Here is a 26,225-nt window from a genome sequence, read left to right as displayed (position 1 = left end):
GCCGGGACGCGCACGGTCTGGTCAGACCCTGCCGTATCCCGGGAACCGCGTTCAACTCCGTCCCTCGGGCGACCGGATCCGAAGCCCCTCGCATGACGGCAAACACCGACGAGCTTACGCCGTCCCGGGACCCGGTCTGATATTTTCGGGATTGTCCCTGTTTTCTGGCCCTTCGAGACGCCGCGCCCCTGGCGCGGCTCCTCAGGGGAAGGGTGATGGGAAGGGGTGGAGAAACAGCGACTTCCAACCCCAAACCTTAGCCTGAGGAGCCCGGGAGGGCGTCTCGAAGGCGGGGTTCAGAACACGCAAACTTCCCCCGCAAACTTCCCCGCTCTCCCTTTTTCTCGCGCAAGGGTTGACCGGCGGGGCAGGTTGCGTCCGACTGCGTGCAACGCCATGGGGAGGAATGTCATGAAATCAATCTGGATGAGCGGCGCTGGCGCGCTGATGCTGGCCGGGTGCGTGGGCACGACGGCGGAGTTTGGCGGGGCGACGGCGCCGGCGGAGGTTCCGCCCGCCACCGTGGCCTGCGCGGATGCGGACCTGACGGTGGACTCGCTGGTCCACCCGGTGTTTCCGCCCAAGCTGTTCGAGATGATCTGGCTGTCGGACCGCGACAGCGCGCTGCGCCAGACCAGCTTCCCCTATCGCTACGACATCAATGCCGGGGGCCAGCCGGTGAACATCATTTTCACGGGCGATCCCTATTATCTGGAGCACGCCGCGCTGCGCGACTCGGTCGGCTACGGCGCCGAAACGCTCAGCCAGTGGCGCTATGACTGGCAAAGCGAGCCGCCCCACTTCGCCACCGGCTGCACCCAGGATTTCCGCTTTAACGCCAACAAGCGGCGCTTCGATTTCCAGCTGAAGTGGGGCGAGGAGGAATAATCCTCGTTATTTGAAGGATCGAATGTCGGGCGCGATACGCCAGCGCTCAGTTCAAATACTTTGCTTACCGCCTTCGCGCTGATTTATCGTTGAACCGTGACCAAAGTCGTTCTGACTCAACGCGCTGGCAGCGGCTACGATGACGAGCCGGGGAAATGGTATCATTTTCCCAAGCAGTATCTTCGCGCCGCTGAAGAGGCTGTGGGTGACGGCTGTTTGTTTTATGAGCCGCGTCGTGAAAACGGGCGGCTCATGTATTGGGCGTGCGCCACTATCCAGTCGATTGAACCTGATTTCCAAAAACCGGATCATTTTTACGCGCACCTAGCGAATTTTCTCCCATTCCCAGAAGAAGTCCCGCTACGAAAGCCAGATGGGGGCTTCTGGGAGAGCAAGCTGGACCGTGGAGAAGATCAGGTCAGCAAGGGCGCCATGGGTGTCTCGGTTCGCCGTATCCCAGATGATGAGTTCGATTTGGTCGTTCGAGCCGGTTATGCGAGCGCATTACTAGAGGAAGTATCTGAAAAAAATGATGATTCTTCTCCAACATTATATGGTGTAGCCGAGGACCAGCTTGAGTTTGAGCGTCCTGTAATTCAACAAATTACGAACCGAAAATTCCGAGATCGAGTGTTCGCTCGACAAGTGCGCAATGCTTATGATTCTCGATGTGCTGTAACTGGGCTACAGATCATCAATGGCGGTGGTCGCGCCGAAATGGAAGCCGCCCATATCCGCCCAGTCGCGCATGACGGGCCTGACTCAGTAAGAAACGGATTGGCGCTCTCAAGAACAGTTCACTGGATGTTCGATCGAGGCCTAATCAGCGTCGATGACGACTACAAGTTGCTAACCGCTAAGGGCCGCCTCCCAGAAGGCGTGGAGAGGTTTTTCTTGCCGACTGGCGAGGTCGCGGTTCCGGAAGATGGGCGTTATCAGCCAAACCCGGCATTCTTAGAATGGCATCGAGAGAACTGCTTCAAGGGCTAGAGGGTTTCAATGACTAGAAGAGCCTATTCCGATTGGCGCAGTGAGGCTGATGCATTTCTCAAAAGAGGCTACGCAATAGACCTCGCTGACGCGGGCATAAGTGAAGCCGATTTACGTAAACATCACCGACAGGGTGAAAGCCCCACCGAATTCATTGATGGGTTTGCGCTCAAATTTGACCTTGACCCGGTAAGTAGCGGGTATTTTCAGGATCGCCCATCGAGTGCCTGAATAACGCCTAGTCGCTATCCATCTTCAGCGCCGCGATAAAGGCTTCCTGCGGGATTTCGACCTTGCCGAACTGGCGCATCTTTTTCTTGCCGGCTTTCTGCTTTTCCAGAAGCTTGCGTTTTCGGGTCACGTCGCCGCCGTAGCATTTGGCGGTGACGTCCTTGCGCATGGCGGACAAGGTCTCGCGAGCGATGACGCGGCCGCCGATGGCGGCCTGGATCGGGATCTTGAACATCTGGCGCGGGATCAGGTCTTTGAGCTTTTCCACCATGCCGCGGCCGCGCATTTCGGCGCGGGAGCGGTGCACGATCATGGAGAGGGCGTCGACCGGTTCCTCATTCACCAGGATGGACATTTTGACGAGGTCTTCCTCGCGCGTTTCCAGGAACTGGTAGTCGAAGGAGGCATAGCCCTTGGTGACCGATTTCAGGCGGTCATAGAAGTCGAAGACGACCTCGTTCAGCGGCAGCTCATAGACCAGCATGGCGCGGGAGCCGGCATAGGTCAGCTCCTTCTGGATGCCGCGGCGGTCCTCGCAGAGCTTCAGGACGCCGCCGATATATTCGTCGGGGACCAGGATGGTCGCCTTGATCCACGGTTCGGCGATGGAGTCGATCTTCACCGGGTCGGGCATGTCGGCGGGGTTGTGCAGCTCCACCGTCTCGCCGTCGGTCAGCGTGATGTCATAGATGACGCTGGGCGCGGTGGTGATCAGGTCGACATTATATTCCCGCTCCAGCCGCTCGCGGATCACCTCCAGATGCAGAAGGCCGAGGAAGCCGCAGCGGAAGCCGAAGCCGAGCGCGGCGGAGGTCTCCATCTCGTGGCTGAAGGAGGCGTCGTTGAGGGCCAGCTTCTCGATGGCCTCGCGCAGATCCTCGAAATCATTGGCGTCGACCGGGAACAGGCCGCAGAAGACGACCGGCTGGGCGGGTTTGAAGCCGGGGAGCATCTTGTCGGTGGGCCGGCGGTCGTCGGTGACGGTGTCGCCGACGCGGGTGTCGCGCACCTGTTTGATGGAGGCGTTGAGGAAGCCGATCTCGCCGGGGCCAAGATCGTTCACGGAGGTCTTGGTCGGCTTGAAGACGCCGACATCGTCCACGTTATAGACCCCGCCCGTGCCCATCATGCGCACGCGCATGCCCTTCTTCAGCGTGCCCTCGATCACCCGGACCAGACAGATGACGCCGAGATAGGCGTCGTACCAGCTATCGACCAGCATGGCCTTGAGCGGGGCTTCGGGATCGCCGGATTTGGGCGGGGGCAGGCGCTTGACCACCGCTTCCAGCACGTCCTCGATCCCCATGCCGGTCTTGGCGGAGATCGGCACGGCCTCCGAGGCGTCAATGCCGATCACGTCCTCGATCTGTTCCTTGACGCGGTCGGGGTCGGCGGCGGGCAGGTCGATCTTGTTGAGGACCGGGACGATTTCCAGATCCACGTCGATGGCCTGATAGACATTGGCCAGCGTCTGCGCCTCGACGCCCTGTGAAGCGTCGACGACCAGCAGCGCGCCCTCGCAGGCATAGAGGGAGCGGTTGACCTCATAGGCGAAGTCGACATGGCCGGGCGTGTCGATGAGGTTGAGGACGTAATGCTCCCCGTCCTGCGCGGTATAGTCGAGGCGGACCGTCTGGGCCTTGATGGTGATGCCGCGCTCGCGCTCCAGCTCCATATTGTCGAGCACCTGCTCCTTCATCTCGCGGTCGGTCAGGCCGCCGGTCACCTGGATCAGGCGATCGGCCAGAGTCGACTTGCCGTGGTCGATATGGGCCACGATGGAGAAGTTGCGGATCTTTTCGGGGGCGGTGCTCATGGCGTGCGCATATAGCGATCCAGCGGCCAAGAGCAAAGCGGTGTCGCCAGCAATTGCCGTTCGTCGCAGGCCGGCGACCGTTCGCCGATTTAATGGATTGTCCACATGAGGGCGCCGCGGCGATGGCGTAAACTGCCCGGGCCGTCCGCCGCCTGAGCCTGCAAGGAGCGCCCATGGCCCTGTTGAAGACCGTGCCCCTGACCGGAGACCCGTTGATCGACGGGCTGGTGTTCGACGATTCCGTGTGGGGCGAGGCGGTGATCACCTACCAGTTCCCGACCCAGCCGGGCTATTACGGCCAGCCGGGCGAATATGGCGACACCAGCGACCCCCATGACGAGCCCTATACGGGCTTCATCCCGTTCGACGCCGACAAGCAGGCGATGACGGAATACGTGCTGCAGCTGGTCTCGGAGCTGGTTCCGCTGGACTTCGTGGAAGTTCCGGACGGGCCGGGCCAGCAGGGCACGCTGCGCTTTGGCCAGACCAGCGCGATCAATGACGCCGGATTTACCGCCTGGGCCTATACGCCCGGGGCGAGCGAAGCGTCAGGCGATGTCTGGGTGTCGCAGAAGGCGCTGTTCGAGGTTCCGTTCGCGGCCTCGGTCGGCGGGGCGGGGCTGCGCGTGCTGATGCACGAGATCGGGCACGCGCTGGGCCTCAGCCACCCGCATGACGAGAGCGGGACGGGCAGCGTGATCCCGCTATCCCATGACGGGCTGGACTACACGGTGATGTCCTACAAGGCCTATGCGGGGCAGAGCTTCAATCCGAACACCAATCGCGGCAACGGCAACCCGCCGGAGGGCGGGCAGCCGCAATCCTTCATGCTGCTGGACATTCAGGCGCTGCAGCACCTCTATGGCGCGAATTTCGAGGCCCATGCCGGGGACACGACCTATGCCTTCTCACCCGAGACCGGGGAGATGTTCATCGACGGCGAGGGACAGGGCGTTCCAATTACCAACACAATCCTGCGCACGATCTGGGACGGGAACGGCGTCGATACCTATGACCTGTCGGCCTATACGGGCCGGGTTCTGGTGGATCTGGCGCCGGGGGCGTGGTCGGTCTTTGACCCGGACCAGCTGGCGGTCATGGACCAGACCGGTCACCGGGCGTTCGCCAATGTCGCCAACGCCTATCTCTATCAGGGCGACGAACGCTCCCTGATCGAGAACGTGATCGGCGGGGCGGGCAATGACCGGATCGACGGCAATCAGGGAGATAACGGGCTGGATGGCGGGGACGGGCGCGACCGGATGGCCGGGCTGGATGGCGATGACACGCTGACCGGCGGCGCGGGGCGCGATTATCTGCGCGGGGGATCGGATAATGACGCGCTGTTCGGCGGGGATGATTCCGACCGTCTGTTCGGCGACCGCGGAGCGGACATGCTGTCCGGTGGACCGGGCGGAGACCGCCTCGCCGGCGGATCGGGCGGGGACGCCCTCTATGGCGATGACGGCGACGATGAAGTGCTGGGCGGGGGCAGCAATGACGCGCTGTTCGGCGGCGCGGGCGCCGATTTTATCCGCGGCCAGCTGGGCCATGACCGGATGTATGGCGAAGCGGGCGATGACAATATGCGCGGGGAACAGGGGCGGGACGCCCTGTTCGGCGGCGCCGGGGCGGACCGGCTGGTCGGCGATGAAGACGAGGATCTGCTGGACGGCGGCAGCGGCGCGGATCGCCTGATCGGCGGCGAGGGCGCGGACCGGTTTGTCCTGTCGGCCGCCGCCGATAGCGGGCAGGGCGCGGATCTGCCCGACGTGTTCGCCGATTTCAACGCGGCCGAAGGCGACATGATTGATCTTTCGGGCATTGATGCGGATGCGGGCGCGGCGGGCGATCAGGCGTTTTCCATTGTCGCCGACTTTTCCGGCGCAGCCGGGCAATTGCGCGTGGACGTCAGCGCTTCGGGCAATTCGGCGATGCTGCGCGGCGATGTCGACGGCGACGGCGCGGCCGATTTCGAGGTGCTGGTGCGGGGCGCGCCGCCTTCGGCGGCGGACTTCATCCTGTAGATGGAACGAAACGCCTGCTTCTCGCCTTAATTGCGGGGTCTTACTCTGGCGCGAATCTGCGTCCGTTCCGCAAACCAAGGGAGACCCGCCCCATGCGCTCCGCCATTACCGCCGCCGCAACGCTTTCCGCCCTGTTCATGGCGGCCTGCGCCTCAAGCCCGCCGCCCGCCAATCCGCAGCCGCTGGCGACCGACGGCGTCTATTCCGAGGAAGTCGACACGTTCAATCAGGCCGAAACCGCCGAGGCGGTGGCCGATTTCTTCGGCGTGACCAGCGAGGCCGCGGCGACGACCGTGGAGCGCATCTTCGCCGATCAGGGCCGCCCGGTGGGCTATATCGCCGGTCAGGAAGCCTCCGGCGCCATTGGCGTGGGCCTGCGCTACGGTCAGGGCTATCTGACGCTGAAAACCGGCGGCGCGCAGGAAGTCTACTGGCAGGGTCCGTCCCTGGGCTTTGACGTGGGCGGCGACGCCAGCCGCGTCTTCATCCTTGTCTATAATCTGCCGCCGGACCCGAACTATATCTATCGCCGCTATCCGGGCGTTGAGGGCTCGGCCTATCTGGTTGGCGGGATGAGCGTGAAATACCTGTCCGCCGATGGCGTGACGCTGGCCCCGATCCGCTCCGGCGCCGGGCTGCGTCTGGGCGCCAATGTCGGGTATCTGGTGATTTCGCCCGAAAAGCGCATCAACCCGTTCTAGGGCGCGGCTGACGCTTCGTCCTCATCCTCGTCATGGTCGGGGTCCGGTGAATCCGGCGGCGGACGCGAGAATTCGCGGTCGAACGTGGTGGCGAGTATGCCGGCCGGCAGGGCGACCAGCCCGACGCCGGTGACCGCCGCCATGCCCGCGGCCACGCGCCCGAACAGGGTGACGGGATAGACGTCGCCATAGCCCACCGTGGTCAGGGTCGCGACCGCCCACCACAGGGCGCGCGGAATGGAGCCGAAGGCTTCCGGCTGGATTTTCGATTCCGCGAAATAAAGGATGCAGGCGGAAATGAAGATCGCCCCGAAGGCGATCATCGCCGCCGCGCCCAGCTGCGGCGCGGCGTCCGCCAGCGCGCGGCCGATGCGGCGGAAGACCGGGAAGAAGCTGGCCAGCCGCAGAAGACGCAACAGGCGCAGCGCGCGCAGGAACATCAGCTGTTCGGCCAGATTCGGGAAGAACAGGATGACGGAAAGCTCCGGCCCGAAGGCCAGGAAATCGGCGATGACGTGCGGCCGGGCGACATAGTCGATATGCCCCTTCACGCCGCGCCATCGCTCATCCACGCCCGCCGCCCAGAGCCGCAGCGCGAACTCCCCTGCGAACACCAGCAGGATCAGGAAATTAACGCTGAGCAACAGGCCGCGAAAGCCGTCCCGCAGGCTGGTTTCGGTCTCCAGCGCCAGCATGACGAGGCTGGCGAAGATCAGGATCACGATCAGCCAGTTGAACCAGCTCATCTCCCCTTCTTCGGGGTCGATGATTTCCCAGAGACGCGCGCGAAAACTATCCATAACGCCTAGTGAACTAGGCCGCGATCGGGCGCGTCAAATCGAAAGATTCACCGATTTGCGATTGAACGCGCCGCGGCGGGCGGTCAATCTGGCCGGCATGACCTTTCCCGAACCCAGACCGATCGAGACCAATGGCGTCACCCTGCAGGTGCATGAGGCGGGGCCGGAGGACGGATTCCCCGTCTTGCTGCTGCATGGCTGGCCGGAGCTGGCCTATAGCTGGAAGAACGTGATGCCGGCGCTGGCGGCGGCCGGATTCCGCGCGATTGCGCCGAACATGCGCGGGTTTGGCGGCTCCGACGCGCCGCGGGACGTGGAAGCCTATGGCATGGAAACGCTGGTCGCGGACATGACCGGGCTGCTGGATGCGCTGGATCTGGATCAGGCGGCGTGGTGCGGGCATGACTGGGGCGGGCTGATCGTCTGGCCCGCCGCGCTGCTGGCGCCGGAGCGGGTGGCGGGCGTGATCGGCGTGAATACGCCGCAAATCCCGCCGACCGAGATCGACCAGGTGGAGCTGCTGCGGCAGGTCTATGGCGACGATCACTATATCGTCCGCTTTCAGGAGCCGGGCGTGGAGGCGCGCTTCAAGGGGCAGGAGGACCGCTTCTTCGAATTCGTGTTCGGCGCCCCGCCCAAACAGTCCATTGACGGTCTGCCCCCGGCGGAGGTGACCCATTTGTTCAACCGGTTCCGGGAGTTCACTGGCCGGGTCGAGGACGACATCGTGATCGGGCCGGAGGACCGGCATGTCTATGCCGAGGCTTACCGCAAGTCCGGCTTTGGCGGCGGCATCAATTATTACCGCAATATGAGCGCCAACTGGCGGCTGATGCGCGGCTATAATCATGACATCAAGGAAACGCCCTGCCTGATGGTGGCCACCGACCGCGACTGGTTCCTGCCGCCCCTGCTGACCGAGGGCATGGACGAGCGGATCGAGGATCTGGAGCTGCATGTGCTGGAGGGCGTCGGCCACTGGACGATGTGGGAAGCGCCAGACCGCCTGAACGCCCTGATGACCGACTGGCTGGGCCGCAAGTTCGGTTGAGCAGAGAAAAAGCCCGGTTCGCTTGGCGAACCGGGCTTTCTTCAGGCGATTGTAATCCCGTTTACTTCAGAACGCCGTTCGCTTTCATCGCGCGGGCGTAGAAGAACAGGAAGATGGCGACGGCCCAGATCAGCACGGTGAAGATCCACTGGCCGGTATTCATCGCCATTGGCGAAATGCCGATCGTGTAGATGGCCGTGACGATGATGCCGAGGATGGACAGGCCAAACAGCTGGACCGCCCAGCCCATGCGAAGCAGCAGGGCCAGCGAGCCCAGCAGCGCCGCCCAGACGGCCACGCCCCAGGAGATAATGGTCCAGGCCGGGAAGCTGTAGAAATAATCCAGCTGTTCCTGGGTGAACTGGCTCATATAGGAATCCAGCCGCATCTGGGTGGCGGTGAAATCGAACGCCCCGATGGCGTTCCATAGCAGCGTGACGATGCCGATCACCCAGAGATGCCAGGGCGTTTTCACGCCTCCGGCGTCCGGTTCGGCGGGCGCGGCCTGCGGCGCGGGCTGTTCCGGCGCGGGTTTGGGCGCGGACGCCGTGGCGTCAGAGCTTTGAGCCTCCGGCGCGTTGCCGCCGCCGGCATTGTTACCATCAGTATTGGACATGTTGTTTCCTCCCCAATCGTGTCCGATTGGAGGAGATTATAAACATGACGGCCCGGTTACGGGATTACTTTTTGGAAAATCCGGACCGGGACTTTCAAATAATCGCGTAGAGCACGAACAGGCCCGCGGCGGCGGAGAGCGGCGCCAGGAGGCGGATTGTCCGGAGTGACAGGCGCTTCGCCCAGAACAGGGCGTATCCGTGATGCCAGCGGCGCGGGATCATCAGGATGATGGCCGAGGTGGCCACCACAAAGGCGCCGAAAACCTCGAACCCCAGCGGAAAACGCGAAACGGGGGCGGCCAGATAGAAGGAAACGCCCGCCAGCATGCGCAGGGCGTGTTCGGCGATATTGATGAAATCGGTGGAGCCGGCGGCGGCCAGATAGCCTCGCGCCCGCTCGGGCCGGAACGCCATCAGGCCGGCGACCGCGACAAGCCATACGCCGCAGAGCGCGACGATGGCTTGCCACAGGATCATCATGTGCGTGAGCCCCTAGAGGTCCAGCAGGAGGCGTTCGGGATCTTCCAGCTGTTCCTTGACGCGGACCAGGAAGGTCACCGCTTCCTTGCCGTCGACGATGCGGTGATCATAGCTGAGCGCCAGATACATCATCGGGCGGATTTCCACCTTGCCGTCGATGGCGACCGGGCGCTGGTCGATGCGGTGCATGCCCAGAATGCCCGATTGCGGGGGGTTGAGGATGGGCGTGGAGAGCAGCGAGCCATAGACCCCGCCATTGGACAGGGTGAAGGTGCCGCCCTGCAGCTCGTCCAGCTTCAGCTCGTTATCCCGGGCGCGGGCGCCCAGATCATTGATGGTCTTCTCGATCTCCGCCATCGACTTGGAGTCGCAATCGCGCACAACCGGAACCACCAGACCCGTGGGCGTGCCGACGGCGACGCCGAGATCGTAATAGTTCTTGTAGATGATGTCGTCGCCGTCGATCTCCGCGTTGACGGCCGGGATCTCTTTCAGGGCATGGACGCAGGCCTTGATGAAGACGCTCATGAAGCCCAGCCGCACGCCGTGCTTCTTCTCGAACAAATCCTTGTACTGGCTGCGCATGTTCATCACCGCGCTCATGTCCACGTCGTTGAACGTGGTCAGCATGGCGGCGTTGTCCTGCGCGGCCTTCAGGCGCTTGGCGATGGTGCGGCGCAGGCGCGTCATGGGAACACGCTCCTCGCGGTCCTTCAGATCGCGCGGGGCGGGCTTGGCTTTCGCCTTTTCGGCCTTTTCCTCGCTGCGCTGCGCATCGGCGGATTCGATGGCGGCCATAGCGTCCGACTTGGTGATGCGGCCGCCCTTGCCCGTGCCCTCGATCTTGGACGGGTCCAGGCCGTGTTCGGAGATGACGCGCTGGGCGGCGGGCATGGCCTTGCCGCTGTCCTTCTTCTCCTCGGGCTTTTTCTCGGCTTTCTTGTCCTTCTTGGCGGACTTGTCGTCCTTGCCCTTTTTCGCCTTCTTGGCGCCGCCGGACGCGCCCTTGCGGATCTTGGCGATGACCGAGCCGACCTCGACCGCATCGCCGGACGAAACGACCTGTTCCTCGATCACCCCGTCGACGGGCGAGGGAACCTCGACGGCGGCCTTGTCGGTCTCGACCTCGACCAGCGGATCGTCGACCTTCACGGAATCGCCGACGCCGACCAGCCAGTCGCCGATCTCGCCTTCCGCGACGGATTCGCCCATCTGCGGGATCTCGACCTCGACAATCTCGCCGTCGCCGTCACCGTCGTCATCGCCGGACGCATCGTCTTCGGCTTCGTCATCGCCGCTGTCGTCTTCATCCTCGTCAGCGGAAGCATCTTCCGCCGAGGCGGCGTCCTCGTCCGCGTCGTAATCGTCGGCGGAGGCTTCGCCGCCATCCTCGATCTCGCCGAGCAGGGCGCCGACCTCGACGGTCTCGCCTTCCTCGACCGCGATGCTGCTGAGCACGCCGTCAGCCTGGGCATAGACCTCGACGGCGACCTTGTCGGTCTCCAGCTCGACCAGAGCCTCGTCCTTCTTGACCGCGTCGCCTTTGGATTTCAGCCATTTGCCGACCGTGGCCTCAGTGACGGATTCGCCGAGCTGGGGGACTTCAATCTTGCTCATTGTTCTCTCATCAAACCTTTCGCGCGCTGCCTTACAGCGTCAAAGCCTCTTCGAGGAAGGCTTCCAGTTCTTTCTGGTGTTTGGACATCAGGCCGGTGGCCGTGGAGGCGGAAGCGGGGCGGCCGACATAGCGCGGACGCATCGTGGCCGCGCCGATCTTGCGCAGCACCCATTCGATGTTCGGCTCCATGAAGGTCCAGCCGCCCATATTCTTGGGTTCTTCCTGGCACCAGATCACGTCCGCCTCGGGGAAGCGTTTCAGCTCCACCATCAGGGACTTGGCCGGGAAGGGATAGAATTGCTCGACCCGCAGCAGGTAGATGTCGTCGATGCCCTGCTTCTCGCGGGCCTCCAGCAGGTCGTAATAGACCTTGCCCGAGCAGATGACGACGCGCTTGATGTCGCCGTCGGGCTTCAGCTTGATCTCTGTGTGGCCGGCCTCGGTCTCCGCATCGTCCCACAGGACGCGGTGGAAGGAAGAACCGGACGCCAGCTCTTCCAGCCGCGAGGTCGCGCGCTTGTGGCGCAGCAGCGACTTGGGCGTCATCAGGATCAGCGGTTTGCGGAAATTACGGTGAATCTGGCGCCGCAGGATGTGGAAATAGTTCGCCGGCGTGGAGCAATTGGCGACCTGCCAGTTGTCCTCGGCGCACATCTGCAGGAAGCGCTCCAGCCGGGCGGAGGAGTGCTCCGGGCCCTGGCCCTCATAGCCGTGCGGCAGCAGGCAGATCAGGCCTGACATGCGCAGCCATTTGCGCTCGCCCGAGGACAGGAACTGGTCGAAATAGACCTGCGCGCCGTTGCAGAAATCGCCGAACTGCGCCTCCCACGCCACCAGCGTGTTCGGGGCGGCGAGCGAATAGCCGTATTCGAAGCCCAGCACCGCCTCCTCGGACAGCATGGAGTCGATGACTTCATACTTGGCCTGGCTGTCGGAGAGATGGTTGAGCGGGGTGTAGACCTCTTCGGTCTCCTGATCGATCACGTGCGAGTGGCGCTGGGAGAAGGTGCCGCGCGCCGAATCCTGGCCGGACAGGCGCACGGGGAAGCCCTCGTCCAGCAGCGAGGCGTAGGCCAGATGCTCGGCGGTGGCCCAGTCCAGCCCCTCGCCGGCCTCAATGGCCTTGGCACGGTTGCCGATCACCCGTTTCAGGGTTTTGTGAATATTGATTCCGTCCGGAATCGTGGTGATCTTCTCACCCAGCGCCTTCAGGCGGTCCAGATCCACGGCGGTGTCGCCGCGGCGCTCGTCGCCCTCGGGCAGGCCCAGGCCCGACCAGCGGCCGTCCAGCCAGTCCGCCTGATTGGTGCGGTAGTCCTTGCCGGCTTCGAACTCGTCATCCAGGAATTTGTCGAATTCCTCGGTCCAGCCATCGGCCTCGGCCTCGTCCACCAGACCGTCGTCGATCAGGCTGCGGGCATAGGTCTCGCGCACCGTCTTGTGCTCGGAGATGATGTCGTACATGTGCGGCTGGGTGAAGGTCGGGTCGTCGCCTTCGTTATGGCCGAAGCGGCGATAGCAGAACATGTCCACCACCACGTCCTTGGCGAAACGCTGGCGATATTCGGTGGCGACCTTGGCCGCGAACACCACCGCTTCCGGGTCGTCGCCGTTCACATGGAAAATCGGCGCCTCGACCATCTTCGCCACATCCGTCGGGTAGGGCGAGGAGCGGGAGAAGCGCGGGGAGGTCGTGAAGCCGATCTGGTTGTTCACGACGAAATGGATGGTGCCGCCCGTGCGGTGGCCGGACAGGCCCGACATGCCGAAACATTCCGCCACCACGCCCTGACCGGCGAAGGCCGCGTCGCCGTGCAGCAGCAGCGGCAGGACATTGGTGCGCGGCGCGGACGGATCCTCGATCTGGTCCTGCGCCTGTTTGGCGCGCGCCTTGCCGATCACGACCGGGTTCACCGCCTCGAGATGCGAGGGGTTGGCGGTCAGCGACAGATGCACGGTATTGCCGTCGAATTCCCGGTCCGAGGACGAGCCGAGATGGTATTTCACGTCGCCGGAGCCGTAATCGTCGGCGCCGAAGGTCGAACCGCCCTGAAACTCGTGGAAAATCTTGTGATAGGGCTTGCCCATCACCGCGCCCAGCACGTTCAGGCGGCCGCGGTGCGGCATGCCGATGACGATCTCGTCAATGCCCAGCGCGCCGCCGCGCTTGATCACCTGTTCCAGCGCCGGGACGATGGATTCACCGCCATCGATGCCGAACCGCTTGGTGCCGGGATAGCGGCGGTGCAGGAATCTTTCGAAACTCTCGGTCTCGATCAGTTTTTTAAGGATCGCCTCGCGGCCCATGTCCGTGAAGCTGATTTCCTTGTCGGGCCCTTCAATGCGCTCCTGCAGCCATGATTTCTCCTCGGGATTGGAGATGTGCATGAACTCCACGGCAAACGTGCCGCAATAGGTGCGCTTCAGGATGTCGACGATTTCCGCGATGGTCGCCGTTTCCAGCCCCAGCACGTCGTCGATGAAGATGTCCCGGTCCATGTCCTGCGGGCCGAAGCCGTAGGTTTCCGGGTCCAGCTCCGGCTGCGGGCCGAAATCCTCGATGCCCAGCGGGTCCAGATCGGCGGCCAGGTGGCCGCGAATCCGGTAGGCGCGGATCATCATCAGGGCGCGGATCGAATCCTGCGTCGCCTTGCGGATATCCTCCGCCGAAATGCCGGCCGGGCTGCGCTCGGCGATCTTTTGCTCAAGCCGGGTCTTTGCCTCGCCCCAGTCGCCGTCGTACAGGGCGACCATTTCGCCGTTCGATTTCGGCGGCCAGTCCTGGCGTTTCCAGTAGGGGCCTTCGGCGGCGCCGCCGGGTTCGCCTTCCGGCTCACCCAGAGAGGCGAAATAATCCCGCCAGCTGGAATCGACGCTGGCGGGATTGTCTGTGTATTTGGCGTAAAGCCGCTCGATATAGGCGGCGTTGGCGCCGTCCAGGAACCCGGTCTCTAGCAGCGCTTCGTTCAGCGCCTGGCGACCCTTATCGGCCATTGGAATCTAGACCCTTTGCGGTCGTGAATGAGGTTTCACTTTTCCCATATAGGGCGGTTTCAGCCTTTCAAAACCTCAGCCATGGTTGTGCCGAGGCGCGCGGGCGAATCCGCCACCGTGATTCCGGCGGATTGCATGGCCTCGATCTTGGAGTCCGCATCGCCCTTGCCGCCGGAAACAATGGCGCCGGCATGGCCCATCGTGCGGCCTTTCGGGGCGGTGCGCCCGGCGATGAAGCCGACGGTCGGCTTCTTCACCTTGCTGGATTTCAGGAATTCCGCGGCCTCTTCCTCGGCCGTGCCGCCGATCTCGCCGATCATGATGATCGACTCGGTCTCGTCGTCGGCCAGGAATTTCTCCAGCACGTCGATGAACTCGGTGCCCTTCACCGGATCGCCGCCAATGCCGACGCAGGAGGACTGGCCCAGCCCCACATTCGTGGTCTGGTGCACGGCCTCATAGGTCAGCGTGCCGGAGCGGGAGACAACGCCCACCGAGCCGCGCTTGTGGATGTGACCCGGCATGATGCCGATCTTGCACTCGTCCGGCGTGATGACGCCCGGGCAGTTCGGGCCGACCAGGCGGGACTTGGAGTTCTGCAGGCGGGCGTGAACCTTGACCATGTCCAGCACCGGAATCCCTTCCGTGATGGTGATGATCAGCGGGATTTCCGCGTCGATCGCCTCGATAATCGCGGCGGCCGCGAATTTCGGCGGGACATAGATGACCGAGGCGTCGGCCCCGACCTTGTCCCGCGCTTCGGCGACGGAGTCGAAGACCGGCAGCTTGGCGCCGTCGAGGGAGGATTCCCACGTCTCGCCGCCTTTGCCCGGCGTCACGCCGGCGGTCATCTTGGTGCCGTAGGCGATGGCCTGTTCGGTATGGAAGGTGCCGGTGGAGCCGGTGAGGCCCTGGCAGATCACCTTGGTGTTCTTGTCGACCATGATGGACATTAGGACGCCTCCTGAACCGCTTTGACGATTTTCTGGGCGGCGTCGTCCAGATCATTGGCCGAAATCACGTTCAGGCCGCTTTCGTCGATGATTTTCTTACCTTTTTCCACGTTCGTGCCCTCAAGGCGCACGACCAGCGGAACCTTCAGCCCGACATCCTTGACGGCGGCGATCACGCCTTCGGCGATGACGTCGCATTTCATGATGCCGCCGAAGATATTGACCAGAATGCCTTCGACATTCGGGTCGGCGGTGATGATCTTGAAGGCCGCCGTGACCTTTTCCTTGTTGGCGCCGCCGCCAACGTCCAGGAAGTTGGCCGGCTCCGCGCCATAGAGCTTGATGATGTCCATGGTCGCCATGGCCAGCCCGGCGCCGTTCACCATGCAGCCGATATTTCCGTCCAGCGCGACATAGGCCAGATCGTGCTTGGAGGCCTCGATCTCTTTCTCGTCCTCTTCGGACTTGTCGCGCAGCTCGGCGATGTCGGGATGGCGGAACAGGGCGTTGCCGTCGAAGCTGACCTTGGCGTCCAGCACGCGCAGCGCGCCGTTTTCCATGACGATCAGCGGGTTGATCTCCAGAAGGCTCATGTCCTTCTCGGTGAACGCCTTATAGAGGACCGGCGCCAGTTTCAGCATGTCGCCGCGCGCCTCGCCGTCCAGCTTCAGCGCGTCGGCCAGCTTCCCGGCGTCGTCCTTGGTCACGCCGGCATCCGGATCGATGGGCAGGGTCAGGATCTTGTCTGGGGTTTCCTCGGCCACCTGCTCGATATCCATGCCGCCCTCGGTGGAGACGACAAAGGCGACCTTGGAGGTCGACCGGTCGATCAGCATGGACAGATACAGTTCGCGGGAAATGTCCGCGCCGTCCTCGATATAGAGGCGGTTGACCTGTTTTCCGTCATCGCCGGTCTGGGCGGTGACCAGCGTGTTGCCGAGCATTTCGCCGGCGTGCTTTTCCACTTCGTCGATGGAGAAGGCCAGGCGGACGCCGCCTTCCGCGTCGGCGGGCAGTTCCTTGAACTTGCCCTTGCCGCGGCCGCCGGCGTGGATCTGGGATTTCACCACATAGAGCGGGCCGGGAAGCTTCTTGGCGGCGCCGACGGCTTCGTCGACGGTGTAGGCGGGAAAGCCCTCGGCCACGGGCGCGCCGAAGCTGCGCAGCAGGGCCTTGGCTTGATGTTCGTGAATATTCATTCGCAAAAACAGGTCGCTATGGAAGGGAGAATTTCGATTCCGGTTATAAACCCTTGAGCCTTTGTGGCAACAAGGCGATTCGTCATGCCTGCTCCGCCGTTTCGGCGGCGGGGTGCGCCTCGCTGATTGCGGGGCTGCCCGAACCCGGCGCGAAGGCGAACTCTTCCTTGTCCTCGCGGTCGACCGCCGGGATGATCCGGGTCCGCAGCAGCATGGTCACCGCCAGCAGTGCGCCGCCGGCTGTGGCCAGAACGAACAGGCCGCGCGCGCCGAAGGCCTGCATCGCCCCGCCATAGAGCGAGGGGCCGACAATCGCGCCGATTCCGTAGACGATCAGCAGGCCGGCAATCGCCTTGGAGATGTTCTTGGCCTCGATATGGTCGGTGGCGTGCGCCACGGCGACGCCATAGAAGCTGAGCGAGCCCGCGCCCCAGGCGCCGAGCGCGGCAAAGGCCAGCCAGAACGGCGCGGCCGTGCCGAAAGCCGCCAGAACGCCGACGCCCAGCGCGCTGATCGCGGCCAGCGCGGCGATGACCAGGCGGCGGTCGATAATGTCGGAGATCCGCCCCGCCGGCCACTGGATCACGATGCCGCCGATCCAGGCCGCAGCCTGCAGAACAGCGGCGGTGGTCACGGCCTCCCCGGGCAGCTCGGCGGCATAGATTGGCAGCAGGGCGATCAGGCCGGCGTTCAGCACCCCGGCGGCGAAACAGGCGATGACCGCGCCGGGCGCCAGCCGCCACAGCCGGGTCAGCGGGAAGGGCTCGGGCGTTGGCGGGGCCGGTTCGATCTGCCGCGTCCAGCAAAGCGGAATCATGGCGATGGCGACAATTCCGGCCGTCAGCATGAACGGCCCGGCCGACAATGGCGCAACGCCAAGGATCAGGAACGGCCCGCCCAACAGCGCCACTTTCGTGACCACGTGATAGACGCCAAGGACCGATCCGCGGCTGTGCGCGGGCGTGGCCACCGACATCCAGCTCTCGGCCACGGTGAACAGGCCGACGAAACAGAAACCCAGCAGGGCGCGCAGCACCGCCCAGCTCCACGCGTCGATGCGCCAGTAAAGCGCCAGCGTGATGGCGGCGGCGGCGGCGGCGAACGCCGCATAGGCGCGGATCGCGCCCATGCGGGCCATCATGGAGGGGGCGTAGATGCCGCCGGCCAGGAAACCGACAGCATAGGCGGTGGCGGTGAGGCCGATCGCGGTTTCGCTGGCCCCGGCATTGTCGAGGCTGAGCGGCAACAGCACGCCCATCACGCCCGCCGCCAGTTGCAGCAGCGTCATCGCCAGGATCAGCGAAGTCAGGTCACGGACGTGGCGCATTACGCCTCACGCGCAAGGGGGCCTATGGAACGGGCGCCCTTCTAACGGGATTTGCGCGCCGGATCAGCCTCTGGTGTCAGGAAATTTGCGATTTATCCAGTCCTCATCCGCCGAAAACGACCTGATGCAATAACCGCCCGGGCATGAAGGCGAACAGGCCGGGAATCGTCAGCGCGCCGAATACCAGTCCGAACATGGCGTTGCGGTGGGCTTTCACGTCCTTCTTGAAGCGGATCGCCCGCAACCCGCCGAAAATGCCGAAGGCCGTCAAGGGCACGAAAACGTGGATGAAGCTGAACGCGCCGTCATTGATTTGCCGGATGAAGATGGCGGTGACCGCGACCGTTGCCATCATCACGATGAAAGCCCGGCCAAACGTGCGGTGAGAGAAAGTGCCCTTGGGCGCGGCCAGCATCCAGACGGCGATGCCCAGCGCGGCGAAGGCGGCGAGGGCGTGGATCTGTATCACCAGCGGCGCGGCGAGGAAGAGGTCGAGATTCATGACAGAAGTTTCCGTTTTCCATGCGCGGCGGGGCCGCGGACGGATCAGCCATGACGGGGCGCCGGAGCGGAAGCCAGGCGAAGTTCGCGAACCCGGTCGCGTGTTTCGCCAAGCGCGTCTAAGCTCCGTTCGCGAAGCGTGAACGGAAACGGGGACACGGCGTGCTGGGAACGCGCAGGCAATGGCTGACACGGATCCTGATCGTGCTGGCGGCCGGAGGGTTGCTGACGGTGCTGGCGCCCTACGAGACCGGGCAGATTCCTGTTATCGGGAGGGCGCTCTACTGGTGCGGATTGATCGCGGTCGGGCTGGCCAGCGGAGAGACGATCGCCTGGGGCGTGGTGAAGGCTCTGCCGGAAGGGACGCATCCCGCCGTGCACTGGCTGCTGATCTCGCTGGCGGTTTCTGTCCCCGTCACCGCGGTTGTCATCGGGGTCCAGCTTCTGAGCGGCGGCGCCGTTCGCTGGATGGACGTGCCGCTGTTTTATTTCCTGGTCTGGGTGATCTCGGCGGCGATGACGGCGCTGGGCGTGCTGATGAACCGCAAGGCGGCGGCGGAAGAGGCTGCGCGGGCTGCCCCTCCCTCCGCGCCCGGCGCGCGATTCATGCAGCGGCTGAAACCGAAGCTGCGGACCGGGGCGCTGTGGGCCGTGGCGTCCGAGGATCATTATCTGCGCGTGAAGACGGATCTGGGGGAGGAGCTGGTCCTGATGCGTCTGTCCGATGCGATGGCCGAGCTGGAAGGCGTCTCCGGCCTGCAGACCCACCGGTCCTGGTGGGTGGCGGAGGCCGGAGTGGACGCGGTGACGAAACAGGCCGGCGGGCGCGCGGCTGTGCGTCTGAAGGACGGGGCCGAGGCCCCGGTCAGCCGCGCAAACCTGCCCAAACTACGCGAGGCCGGCTGGCTCTAGTCCGCCTTTGCGCGCGTTTCCTTTCCGCCGCCCAGCACGGCGTTGATGATGCTGACCAGCAGGGCCAGGAAAAAAGCCGCCCAGAAGCCGGAAATCGCGAAACCCGGCACCACGGCGGCGGCCAGCCAGATCATCAGCGCGTTCAGCACCAGCAGGAACAGGCCCAGCGTCACGATGGTGATCGGCAGGGTCAGCAGGAACAGGACCGGTTTCACCACCGCATTGACCAGGCCGAGGATGATGGCGGTGATTGCAACCGCCAGCAGGTTCTCGGCGTGAACGCCCGGTATGACATAGGCCCCGACGGCCAGCGCCAGTGTGGAAATCAGCCAGCTGAGGATCATGGTCGCGCGCCTTTCCGGTCTTCGTTCCGTCTGCCCCTACGTGATGAACCGCTTGCGGTTCTCCGCCCATTCTGCGCGCGTCTGGGCCCAGATGTGAACCGGGAAATCCTCTAGCGGCGCAGGCAGCGTGCAGGGGCCGCGATGGGACGAGCCCAGACGTTCGGCCAGCACGATGGAGGGCGTGTTGTCCGGATCGATGACATGGATGACCTCGTCCCAGCCCAGCGTATCGAACGCCCAGTCGATGGCGGCGGCCGACCCTTCGGTGGCGTATCCCCTGCCGTGCGCGGCGCGCGACAGGCCCCAGCCGACCTCCGTTCCCGGCCAGCCGTCCGGCATCCAGGGGCCGAGGCGGCCGACCCAGTTCCCGGTCTCTTTCTCGATGACGGAGAACATGCCGAACCCCTTCAGCAGCCAGGAGCCGGCCATGGTGGCGAAGCCGCGCCAGGCCGCGCCGCGCGCCTGCGCGCCGCCGATGAAGCGCGCGGCCTCCTCGTCAGCCATGAAATCGGCCCAGGCGTCGAAATCGCTCTCCTGCGGCGGGCGCAGGATCAGGCGCGGGGTCTCGATGCGGATCGCGGAAATGTCGGTCATGGGGCGGCCCTTCCAATGAAAAGCGGGCCGCGGTGATTATCCCAGCGTGTCGATCTCGTCCAGAATGGCCTCGATTGCGGGGCGGTCCTTGTAGCTTTCCTCATAGAGCTTCGCCTGAATCTTGCCGTCCGGGCTGACCACGAAGACGACCGGGTGCGGGACGCCATAGACCTTCGGATTATCAGCGTATTCCTCATTGCGCAGGCCGAAGGCGTCGATGGCCGCCGAGTCGGGGTCCGACAGCAGCGCGATGTCGATATCGCGGCGCTCGGCGAACAGGGCGAGGGTTTCCACCGGATCATAGGTGACGACCGCGATTTTATAGCCGCGGGCGCGGATATCGCTGGCCGATTCATTGATCGTGATCGTCTGGTTCTGGCAGTAGGGGCACCAGTCCAGCGAGCGGTTGAACAGAAGAACCAGCCCGTTCTCGCCTGACAGATCGTCCAAGCCGCGGACCGCGCCGCTCTGGTCTTCCAGCTCCAGGGCGTGCGGCAGTTGCGCGCCGATTTCCGGGCCGAGGTCTTCGGGGAAATCCTGCGCCGAAGCGGTTGCGGCGGTCAGGGCCAGCATGGCGATAACAGCGGAAATAATTCTGATCATGGCGGAGAGTCTCCCTTGGCGTCCGTCCCATAGCGGGTAGCCCATGCGCCCCGGCGGGGCGAGAGGGGCTGACGCGCTTGTGATGGCCGCGTCATGTGCAGTGAGCGCGGAGCCATTGGGCCGCTTGCGAGTTGATTTGGCCGAGAGTTCACAACCGCAAGGCCTTTTCCATGACCCGATCCATCCTGCTCGCCGCCACCGCGCTGACGCTCGCCGCCGCGCCCGCCCTGTCCGCGCAAACCGGCGAGGGCGGCGCAACGTCGGCCGTGACCGAGACGGCGCTGGCCATGGAGACGGTGAATGCGGCGGCGTTCGGCGGCGAAGCGGCCGACGAGGCCGATATATCTCCCGTCGTGCTGAAGGCGCAGGTTCTGATGGACCGGGCGCACATGTCGCCGGGCGTGATCGACGGGCGACACGGCGAGAATACCAGCAAGGCGGTGGAGCGTTTCCAGAAGGCCAAAGGGCTGGAGGCCACCGGAAAGCTGGACGCGGCGACCTGGGCGGCGCTGACCGAAGGCGGGAAGGATGATGTCTTGCGCGAATACGCCTTGTCAGAAGAAGACGTGTCCGGACCGTTTCACGAGGTGCCGGAGGACGATTACCGCGCCATGGCCGAGATGGACGCTCTGACCTATGAGCGCGTCAGCGAGGCGCTGGCCGAACGGTTCCACATGGACGAGGACCTGCTTCTGGAGCTGAACCCCGAAGCGGAGTTCGCGGCGGGCGAGACCATTATCGTCGCCGACGCCGGAGCCAACCTGGAAACCGGCAAGGTGGCGCGGATCGAAGCCGACAAGGCCATGGGCGCGGTGCGCGCCTATGATTCCAGCGGGACGCTCCTGGCGGCATATCCGGCCACGATTGGATCAAGCGATACGCCGTCGCCGTCCGGAGAGATGAAGGTCACGGCCATCGCCCCCGCCCCGACCTACACTTATAATCCGGAGGTCAATTTCGACGCCGGACCCGACGAAATCCTGATCCTGCCAGCCGGACCGAACGGCCCCGTCGGCGGCACCTGGATCGATCTCGAGAAAGACACTTACGGCATCCACGGCACGGCGGATCCGGCCAAGGTGGACAAGGAGTTCTCCCATGGCTGCGTGCGCCTGACCAACTGGGACGCGGCGGAGCTGGCCGGCCTGGTCGTGGACGGCGAGACCATGGTGACATTTGTGGATTCCCCCGAAGGCTAGACATGCTGCTCATCGACCTGAAGGGAGATGAAACATGGAGCGATACACCGGCGGCTGCCTGTGCGGCGATGTGCGGTTCGTGGCGACAGGGCGGCCCTACCGCGTCGGGCTTTGCCACTGTCTTGATTGCCGCAAGCTTCACGGGGCGCTGTTTCACGCCTCCGCGATATTCCACCGGGACGCGGTGACCATTGAGGGCGAGACGGGCGAGTACAAGGGGCGGCGCTTCTGCCCGCGCTGCGGGTCGACCGTGTTTGGCCGCAGCGATGACGAGGTGGAAGTAAATCTTGGATCGCTGGACGCGCCGGACCAGCTGACGCCCACCTATGAACTGTGGACCGTGCGCCGGGAGTCCTGGCTGCCGCCGTTTCCGTTCAAGAACCGCTATGACCGCGACCGGGAAGGCGGCGGGCGTACAGAGGACTAGTCACAGCCGCGCCAGCGATCCGGACAAGAAAAAAGCCCGGCCGTGAGGGCCGGGCTTTTTCATGTCTTGCGCCGGAAAGGCTTACGCTAGGCTGGTGTCGATCTTCTTGCAGGCCTCGACCAGTTCCTTCACCGCGTCGACGGAATGGTTGAAGCCGGCCTTTTCCTCGTCATTGAGATTGATCTCGACGATCTTCTCCACGCCGCCTTCGCCGATGATGATCGGCACGCCGACATAGAGGTCGTTCAGCCCGTACTGGCCGGTCAGATTGGCGGCGCAGGGCATGACGGACTTCTTGTCCTTCAGATAGGCCTCGGCCATGGCGATGGCGGAGGAGGCCGGGGCGTAATAGGCCGAGCCATTGCCCAGAAGCTGAACGATCTCGCCGCCGCCCTTGCGGGTGCGGTCGACGATTGCGTCGAGCTTGTCCTGCGTGGTCCAGCCCATCTCGATCAGGTCCGGCACCGGGATGCCGGCGACCGTGGAATAGCGCGGCAGCGGCACCATGGTGTCGCCGTGGCCGCCCATCACGAAGGCGGTGACGTCCTCGACCGAAACCTCGAACTCCTCGGCCAGGAAATGGCGGAAGCGGGCGGAATCCAGCATGCCGGCCATGCCGACGACTTTCTCGGCCGGCAGACCGGAGAATTCGCGCAGCGCCCAGACCATGGCGTCCAGCGGGTTGGTGATGCAGATCACGAAGGCGTTCGGGGCGTGCTTCTTGATGCCCTCGCCGACCGACTTCATGACCTTCAGATTGATTTCCAGCAGGTCGTCGCGGCTCATGCCCGGCTTGCGGGGGGAGCCGGCGGTGACGATGCAGACATCGGCGCCTGCAATGGCTTCATAATCCTGCGCGCCCTTCAGGCGGGAATCGAAACCCTCTACGGGGGCGGATTCGGCCAGGTCCAGCGCCTTGCCCTGCGGCATGCCTTCGGCGATGTCGAACAGGACGACGTCGCCCAGTTCCTTCAGTCCGGCGAGGTGCGCCAGGGTGCCGCCGATCATGCCGGCGCCGATCATTGCAAGCTTCTTGCGGGCCATCTTTCATGTCTCCTTGTATGCGTCGATTTGAGCGCGGCGCGCGTCATGGGGCGCGGCGGCGCGCGGGAATAATCCTGAACCGTTGCGGCGTGGAATAGCGGAGGCCGCGCGAAGCATCAACGCGGCGGGATGCGCTTATTCGTCGCCCGCCTCCATCCACACCACGCCCCAGACCCACAGAGAGTCGTCCATGCCGCGCAGGGCCTGCGCCTCGGCGCGCGGGAAGACCACCTGCGCCGGGCCGAAACCGCCCAGCTTCAGCGGCGCGCCGTCGCGGTGCGTGGCCAGGATCACGTCATATTCGTCGATCAGGGCGCGGGGGATGTCCGCGCCATAGCCGTCCAGCGCCACGGCGGTGACGATTTCACCGCGCGCCCCGGCGGCCTCCAGCACCGCGGACAGGCGCGGCCCGGTAAAACTATGCTCCGGCCCGCCGGCCGGATAATCGGCCGCGACCGTTGTTTGCGGCAGGGCGGCGAGATCGGCGGCGGTAAATTCAAAGACGCGTTCGGACTCCGCGCCCAGCCAGTTCAGGAACAGGTCCTCGCGCGGGCTGACCGCGCCGCGATTGGTCTCGGCCAGCTGGCCGGTCAGGGTGAGAACCACGGGTGATTTGCCGTCACCGCCGGGCGAGCAGGCGGCCAGCGCGGCGGCGAGGAGCGGAAGCAGAAAAATGATGCGTTTCATGGTCCCGAGTCGATGGCCGAGCCATGCGCCCCCGTCAAGCGGAATGAGGAGGCGCAAGGCCCGCCATATGAGGAAATTCGGGCGCGGCGGTGGTCAGGCCGGGTCAGATATGCACGTCTGGGGCCTTCGCGAAGCTTGAAGACGATACACGTTCAAAAGGAATTCCTCATGAAACTCACCGATGCCCAGGCGGACAAGGTCAAGGACGCAATCGGTCTGGAGCCGTTCCCCGAAGACGCGCCGGTGGCTGCGCAGCTGAAAGAACATTTCGGCGACCACACCTTCTTCGTGGCCGAGGCCGGCCTGTTTGTCTTTGAAAAGGACGAAAACGCCGAAGACGCCGGCGACGACCCGGCGCGCGCCATCCAGATCGCCCAGTGGACCGAAAAGGACGGCCAGCAGGCGCTGGCGGTTGTCGAGCCGCAGGCGACCACGACGACGGTGGACCTCGCCGAAGCCGCTTGAGGCTTCCGGCGGCGCCGCCCTGATATGAACTTGAAGCTTTAGCGGCGTTTTGGCGCCGTTATAGTCCTGCTTCCGCGCATGAAACGGGACGAGGACTCCATGAAGCTCAGCAAGATTCAGGTCAGGCGGATCCAGATGGCGACGGGCCTCACTCCCATTACGGAGGGGGACCCGTTCCATCAGGCGCTGACGCGCCAGTTCGGCGAAGAAACATTCTATATCGCCAAGCGCGGCCTGCTGGTTTTCGAACCGGCGGACGACATGCGCGAGGCGTGCGAGGACCCGGTCCGGGCCTGGCGTCTGGCCGAATTCAGCGAGAAAGACGGCGAAAGCGCGCTGGGCACGATCGAGCGCGAGCGCACCACGATGGTGATTGACCTCGCCAATCCCGCCGGGGATCAGCGCAGCATCAACTAGCCCGTGGCCGCGCGGGGTTGTGCGGGGTCCTCGACCGGCTGGATGCTGCGCGGGGCCGCATATTTGAAGCGCGTCAGCAGCGTTTCGAACTCCGCCAGCAATTCCATCAGATCGGATCCCGGCATCATCGGTTTCTTGCCGGCCGGGAACATGAAGCTCCACACCGAAATAATGTGATCCAGCACGCCCATGCGCTCGCCGAGCGCCAGGAAGATGCGGGGCGAATCCAGAAGGAAGTCGCGGAAAGCCGAGGCGTCGCCGCCTTCGGTCAGTTGGGATAAGGCATTGTCATAGGCCGAGAGAAAGGGAGGGATCGCCGCGGTCAGTTCGGCCAGGCGGCGGGAGACATTATCCCGCGTCTCGCGAATGGCGCTTTTTTCCTCGGGATCCAGATTACCGGTCGCAAAAACCTGTTGCAGGCCGCGCGCGACATCCGGCGCCTCCTCGACAAGTTTGGAATAGCGCCATTTGAAATAGAGGAAGCCTTTCCAGGCGAACATGCCTTCGGCGTAATTGTTCTCGTCCAGCTTCAGGGCGAGGCGCAGCGGTTCGATCTGACCGGTTTCGTCATTGAACAGCAGTTTCCGCACCAGCTTGTTCTGCATGTCCGTATCCGCGGCCGCATCGCCAAACAGGGCCACCGCCAGGGCCGAGAGTTCTGAGCGCGCGAAATTGAACATTTCCATCTGGTCGTTTTCGGAAAGGTCCAGAAAGGCCGGATCAATGCGCACCTGGCTGCGCTGGAACACCTCGCGCAGCAGGAACGGATCCAGCGAAGGCGCGCCCTCCAGCAGGCCGAGAATTTCCTCGTCATGGCTGCGGTCTTCGTGGGCGTCGCCCCACAGTTCGCGCCGCACTTCGGCGTAATTATCCTGTCCCAGCAGGAAGTAGCGTCCGCCCAGACGCAGGTCCTCCGCGTTCAGCGGCAGGATGATTTTGGTGGCGTGGCGGCGTCCATCGGCAAAACTGCGGTCATTGGCGGCGACGCAATGCTTGGTCACGATGGCGCGGCGCAAGAGGCGGTTGCGGAAGATGGGCGGGCCTTCGGGCGCGCCTTCCGGCCGCATGTAAAAGCGCAGCAGGTTCAAAAGGCGGGCTGTCGAGCCCTTTTCCTTCAGTATGACGAGCGTGCGGGAGTCTGAGTCAGACATCCTTGGTTCTTTTCAATTACACCTGTTCTTGCCAGAAACCCTATTCGCGAGACAATTAAGGATGCGTTTCCGCCACGGCTATTTGCTGTGGCGCGCTGCGAATACAACCTGATTGCAAGACCAGACTCTGGACCGCGCCGGCGGGCGGGGATATGGCTTGAGGCCCTCCCCGTCCGCCCCCGTCCAAGG

At 64.1% G+C, this 26,225-nt stretch carries 26 protein-coding genes; 10 read left to right on the top strand and 16 right to left on the bottom strand.

All coding sequences use genetic code 11. From position 1 onward, the window contains the following. Positions 1-411: 411 nt before the first annotated feature. Complete coding sequence (locus L338_RS14475) at positions 412-888, top strand: hypothetical protein (protein ID WP_022699118.1); 477 nt, start codon at positions 412-414, stop codon at positions 886-888. Positions 889-984: 96 nt separating this feature from the next. Continuing rightward, on the top strand, positions 985-1,878 hold the full coding sequence (locus tag L338_RS18035; protein ID WP_033311517.1) for an HNH endonuclease: 894 nt from the start codon (positions 985-987) through the stop codon (positions 1,876-1,878). A 238-nt stretch (positions 1,879-2,116) separates the two neighbouring features. On the opposite strand, the gene lepA is transcribed toward L338_RS18035, so the two are convergent. Continuing rightward, complete coding sequence (lepA, locus tag L338_RS14465; protein ID WP_022699116.1) at positions 2,117-3,925, bottom strand: translation elongation factor 4; 1,809 nt, start codon at positions 3,923-3,925, stop codon at positions 2,117-2,119. A 173-nt stretch (positions 3,926-4,098) separates the two neighbouring features. Between lepA and L338_RS14460 the strand changes: the two genes are divergently transcribed. Then, on the top strand, positions 4,099-5,952 hold the full coding sequence (locus L338_RS14460) for a M10 family metallopeptidase C-terminal domain-containing protein (RefSeq protein WP_022699115.1): 1,854 nt from the start codon (positions 4,099-4,101) through the stop codon (positions 5,950-5,952). Positions 5,953-6,044: 92 nt separating this feature from the next. Continuing rightward, positions 6,045-6,653: a DUF1134 domain-containing protein gene (locus L338_RS14455; protein ID WP_022699114.1), complete on the top strand. Its 609-nt coding sequence runs from the start codon at positions 6,045-6,047 to the stop codon at positions 6,651-6,653. On the opposite strand, the gene L338_RS14450 is transcribed toward L338_RS14455, so the two are convergent. Then, entirely contained in the window at positions 6,650-7,453 is an 804-nt protein-coding gene (locus L338_RS14450) for an ion transporter (RefSeq protein ID WP_022699113.1), read from the bottom strand. The two genes, L338_RS14455 and L338_RS14450, sit on opposite strands and share 4 nt — an antisense overlap. A gap of 97 nt (positions 7,454-7,550) precedes the next feature. Here L338_RS14450 and L338_RS14445 point away from each other — a divergent pair, with 97 nt between their 5' ends. Next, positions 7,551-8,504, top strand: coding sequence for an alpha/beta fold hydrolase (locus L338_RS14445; protein WP_027068579.1), 954 nt, complete (start codon positions 7,551-7,553; stop codon positions 8,502-8,504). Positions 8,505-8,565: 61 nt separating this feature from the next. On the opposite strand, the gene L338_RS14440 is transcribed toward L338_RS14445, so the two are convergent. The 8 genes from L338_RS14440 to L338_RS14405 form a co-directional block, all read right to left on the bottom strand. Next, complete coding sequence (locus tag L338_RS14440; protein WP_022699111.1) at positions 8,566-9,120, bottom strand: hypothetical protein; 555 nt, start codon at positions 9,118-9,120, stop codon at positions 8,566-8,568. Positions 9,121-9,214: 94 nt separating this feature from the next. Beyond that, on the bottom strand, positions 9,215-9,601 hold the full coding sequence (locus tag L338_RS14435; RefSeq protein WP_022699110.1) for a hypothetical protein: 387 nt from the start codon (positions 9,599-9,601) through the stop codon (positions 9,215-9,217). Between the two features lie 12 nt (positions 9,602-9,613). Beyond that, the gene (gene odhB / locus L338_RS14430) at positions 9,614-11,218 is read right to left on the bottom strand and encodes a 2-oxoglutarate dehydrogenase complex dihydrolipoyllysine-residue succinyltransferase (RefSeq protein ID WP_022699109.1); all 1,605 of its coding nucleotides are present in this window, start codon (positions 11,216-11,218) and stop codon (positions 9,614-9,616) included. A 31-nt stretch (positions 11,219-11,249) separates the two neighbouring features. Next, positions 11,250-14,213, bottom strand: a complete 2,964-nt coding sequence (locus L338_RS14425) for a 2-oxoglutarate dehydrogenase E1 component (protein WP_022699108.1) — start codon at positions 14,211-14,213, stop codon at positions 11,250-11,252. A 59-nt stretch (positions 14,214-14,272) separates the two neighbouring features. Further along, positions 14,273-15,166, bottom strand: coding sequence for a succinate--CoA ligase subunit alpha (sucD, locus tag L338_RS14420; RefSeq protein WP_022699107.1), 894 nt, complete (start codon positions 15,164-15,166; stop codon positions 14,273-14,275). Further along, the gene (gene sucC, locus L338_RS14415; RefSeq protein WP_022699106.1) at positions 15,166-16,365 is read right to left on the bottom strand and encodes an ADP-forming succinate--CoA ligase subunit beta; all 1,200 of its coding nucleotides are present in this window, start codon (positions 16,363-16,365) and stop codon (positions 15,166-15,168) included. Before sucC ends, sucD begins: the two co-directional genes overlap by 1 nt. Positions 16,366-16,447: 82 nt before the next feature. Beyond that, positions 16,448-17,692 carry an MFS transporter gene (locus L338_RS14410; RefSeq protein WP_022699105.1) on the bottom strand — a complete coding sequence of 415 codons (1,245 nt, stop codon included), beginning with the start codon at positions 17,690-17,692 and terminating at the stop codon, positions 16,448-16,450. Positions 17,693-17,795: 103 nt separating this feature from the next. Next, positions 17,796-18,194 carry a DUF2306 domain-containing protein gene (locus L338_RS14405; protein ID WP_022699104.1) on the bottom strand — a complete coding sequence of 133 codons (399 nt, stop codon included), beginning with the start codon at positions 18,192-18,194 and terminating at the stop codon, positions 17,796-17,798. Positions 18,195-18,355: 161 nt separating this feature from the next. Between L338_RS14405 and L338_RS14400 the strand changes: the two genes are divergently transcribed. Next, a complete protein-coding gene (locus L338_RS14400) occupies positions 18,356-19,105 on the top strand; it encodes a LytTR family DNA-binding domain-containing protein (protein ID WP_022699102.1) in 750 nt (249 codons plus the stop codon). On the opposite strand, the gene L338_RS14395 is transcribed toward L338_RS14400, so the two are convergent. Genes L338_RS14395 through L338_RS14385 form a run of 3 tightly spaced genes read right to left on the bottom strand, consistent with a single transcriptional unit; the run spans position 19,102 to position 20,646 of the window. After that, positions 19,102-19,449, bottom strand: a complete 348-nt coding sequence (locus L338_RS14395; protein ID WP_022699101.1) for a phage holin family protein — start codon at positions 19,447-19,449, stop codon at positions 19,102-19,104. The two genes, L338_RS14400 and L338_RS14395, sit on opposite strands and share 4 nt — an antisense overlap. Before the next feature lie 36 nt (positions 19,450-19,485). Next, entirely contained in the window at positions 19,486-20,043 is a 558-nt protein-coding gene (locus tag L338_RS14390) for a GNAT family N-acetyltransferase (protein WP_022699100.1), read from the bottom strand. A 36-nt stretch (positions 20,044-20,079) separates the two neighbouring features. Next, complete coding sequence (locus L338_RS14385; protein ID WP_022699099.1) at positions 20,080-20,646, bottom strand: peroxiredoxin family protein; 567 nt, start codon at positions 20,644-20,646, stop codon at positions 20,080-20,082. Positions 20,647-20,816: 170 nt separating this feature from the next. On the opposite strand from L338_RS14385, the gene L338_RS14380 reads away from it, so the two are divergent. Together L338_RS14380 and L338_RS14375 are read left to right on the top strand one after the other, a co-directional pair. Beyond that, positions 20,817-21,845: a L,D-transpeptidase family protein gene (locus L338_RS14380; protein WP_022699098.1), complete on the top strand. Its 1,029-nt coding sequence runs from the start codon at positions 20,817-20,819 to the stop codon at positions 21,843-21,845. Between the two features lie 34 nt (positions 21,846-21,879). After that, complete coding sequence (locus L338_RS14375) at positions 21,880-22,272, top strand: GFA family protein (RefSeq protein WP_022699097.1); 393 nt, start codon at positions 21,880-21,882, stop codon at positions 22,270-22,272. Positions 22,273-22,353: 81 nt separating this feature from the next. On the opposite strand, the gene mdh is transcribed toward L338_RS14375, so the two are convergent. Together mdh and L338_RS14365 are read right to left on the bottom strand one after the other, a co-directional pair. After that, positions 22,354-23,316, bottom strand: coding sequence for a malate dehydrogenase (gene mdh, locus L338_RS14370; RefSeq protein ID WP_022699096.1), 963 nt, complete (start codon positions 23,314-23,316; stop codon positions 22,354-22,356). A 135-nt stretch (positions 23,317-23,451) separates the two neighbouring features. After that, positions 23,452-24,003, bottom strand: coding sequence for a putative pterin-binding protein (locus tag L338_RS14365; protein ID WP_022699095.1), 552 nt, complete (start codon positions 24,001-24,003; stop codon positions 23,452-23,454). 168 nt (positions 24,004-24,171) lie between these two features. On the opposite strand from L338_RS14365, the gene L338_RS14360 reads away from it, so the two are divergent. Together L338_RS14360 and L338_RS14355 are read left to right on the top strand one after the other, a co-directional pair. After that, positions 24,172-24,468, top strand: a complete 297-nt coding sequence (locus L338_RS14360; protein WP_022699094.1) for a hypothetical protein — start codon at positions 24,172-24,174, stop codon at positions 24,466-24,468. Between the two features lie 99 nt (positions 24,469-24,567). After that, positions 24,568-24,885 (top strand): hypothetical protein, encoded by a 318-nt coding sequence (locus L338_RS14355; RefSeq protein ID WP_152485911.1) that lies wholly within the window; start codon positions 24,568-24,570, stop codon positions 24,883-24,885. Here L338_RS14355 and L338_RS14350 read toward each other — a convergent pair. Beyond that, complete coding sequence (locus L338_RS14350) at positions 24,882-26,036, bottom strand: hypothetical protein (RefSeq protein ID WP_022699092.1); 1,155 nt, start codon at positions 26,034-26,036, stop codon at positions 24,882-24,884. The genes L338_RS14355 and L338_RS14350 overlap by 4 nt on opposite strands. Positions 26,037-26,225 lie beyond the last annotated feature (189 nt).

The sequence above is a fragment of the Euryhalocaulis caribicus genome (assembly GCF_000412185.1).
GTDB classification, from domain to species: Bacteria; Pseudomonadota; Alphaproteobacteria; order Caulobacterales; family Maricaulaceae; genus Euryhalocaulis; species Euryhalocaulis caribicus.
This window is presented reverse-complemented; position numbering and strand designations above follow the sequence as displayed.

Excerpts from the sequence above, each read along its gene's own strand:
- L338_RS14475 (WP_022699118.1), top strand. The coding sequence starts at position 412 with ATGAAATCAATCTGGATGAGCGGCGCTGGCGCGCTGATGCTGGCCGGG.
- lepA (WP_022699116.1), bottom strand. The coding sequence starts at position 3,925 with ATGAGCACCGCCCCCGAAAAGATCCGCAACTTCTCCATCGTGGCCCAT.
- L338_RS14460 (WP_022699115.1), top strand. The coding sequence starts at position 4,099 with ATGGCCCTGTTGAAGACCGTGCCCCTGACCGGAGACCCGTTGATCGAC.
- L338_RS14455 (WP_022699114.1), top strand. The coding sequence starts at position 6,045 with ATGCGCTCCGCCATTACCGCCGCCGCAACGCTTTCCGCCCTGTTCATG.
- L338_RS14450 (WP_022699113.1), bottom strand. The coding sequence starts at position 7,453 with ATGGATAGTTTTCGCGCGCGTCTCTGGGAAATCATCGACCCCGAAGAA.
- L338_RS14445 (WP_027068579.1), top strand. The coding sequence starts at position 7,551 with ATGACCTTTCCCGAACCCAGACCGATCGAGACCAATGGCGTCACCCTG.
- L338_RS14440 (WP_022699111.1), bottom strand. The coding sequence starts at position 9,120 with ATGTCCAATACTGATGGTAACAATGCCGGCGGCGGCAACGCGCCGGAG.
- L338_RS14435 (WP_022699110.1), bottom strand. The coding sequence starts at position 9,601 with ATGATGATCCTGTGGCAAGCCATCGTCGCGCTCTGCGGCGTATGGCTT.
- odhB (WP_022699109.1), bottom strand. The coding sequence starts at position 11,218 with ATGAGCAAGATTGAAGTCCCCCAGCTCGGCGAATCCGTCACTGAGGCC.
- L338_RS14425 (WP_022699108.1), bottom strand. The coding sequence starts at position 14,213 with ATGGCCGATAAGGGTCGCCAGGCGCTGAACGAAGCGCTGCTAGAGACC.
- sucD (WP_022699107.1), bottom strand. The coding sequence starts at position 15,166 with ATGTCCATCATGGTCGACAAGAACACCAAGGTGATCTGCCAGGGCCTC.
- sucC (WP_022699106.1), bottom strand. The coding sequence starts at position 16,365 with ATGAATATTCACGAACATCAAGCCAAGGCCCTGCTGCGCAGCTTCGGC.
- L338_RS14410 (WP_022699105.1), bottom strand. The coding sequence starts at position 17,692 with ATGCGCCACGTCCGTGACCTGACTTCGCTGATCCTGGCGATGACGCTG.
- L338_RS14405 (WP_022699104.1), bottom strand. The coding sequence starts at position 18,194 with ATGAATCTCGACCTCTTCCTCGCCGCGCCGCTGGTGATACAGATCCAC.
- L338_RS14395 (WP_022699101.1), bottom strand. The coding sequence starts at position 19,449 with ATGATCCTCAGCTGGCTGATTTCCACACTGGCGCTGGCCGTCGGGGCC.
- L338_RS14390 (WP_022699100.1), bottom strand. The coding sequence starts at position 20,043 with ATGACCGACATTTCCGCGATCCGCATCGAGACCCCGCGCCTGATCCTG.
- L338_RS14385 (WP_022699099.1), bottom strand. The coding sequence starts at position 20,646 with ATGATCAGAATTATTTCCGCTGTTATCGCCATGCTGGCCCTGACCGCC.
- L338_RS14380 (WP_022699098.1), top strand. The coding sequence starts at position 20,817 with ATGACCCGATCCATCCTGCTCGCCGCCACCGCGCTGACGCTCGCCGCC.
- L338_RS14375 (WP_022699097.1), top strand. The coding sequence starts at position 21,880 with ATGGAGCGATACACCGGCGGCTGCCTGTGCGGCGATGTGCGGTTCGTG.
- mdh (WP_022699096.1), bottom strand. The coding sequence starts at position 23,316 with ATGGCCCGCAAGAAGCTTGCAATGATCGGCGCCGGCATGATCGGCGGC.
- L338_RS14365 (WP_022699095.1), bottom strand. The coding sequence starts at position 24,003 with ATGAAACGCATCATTTTTCTGCTTCCGCTCCTCGCCGCCGCGCTGGCC.
- L338_RS14360 (WP_022699094.1), top strand. The coding sequence starts at position 24,172 with ATGAAACTCACCGATGCCCAGGCGGACAAGGTCAAGGACGCAATCGGT.
- L338_RS14355 (WP_152485911.1), top strand. The coding sequence starts at position 24,568 with ATGAAGCTCAGCAAGATTCAGGTCAGGCGGATCCAGATGGCGACGGGC.
- L338_RS14350 (WP_022699092.1), bottom strand. The coding sequence starts at position 26,036 with ATGTCTGACTCAGACTCCCGCACGCTCGTCATACTGAAGGAAAAGGGC.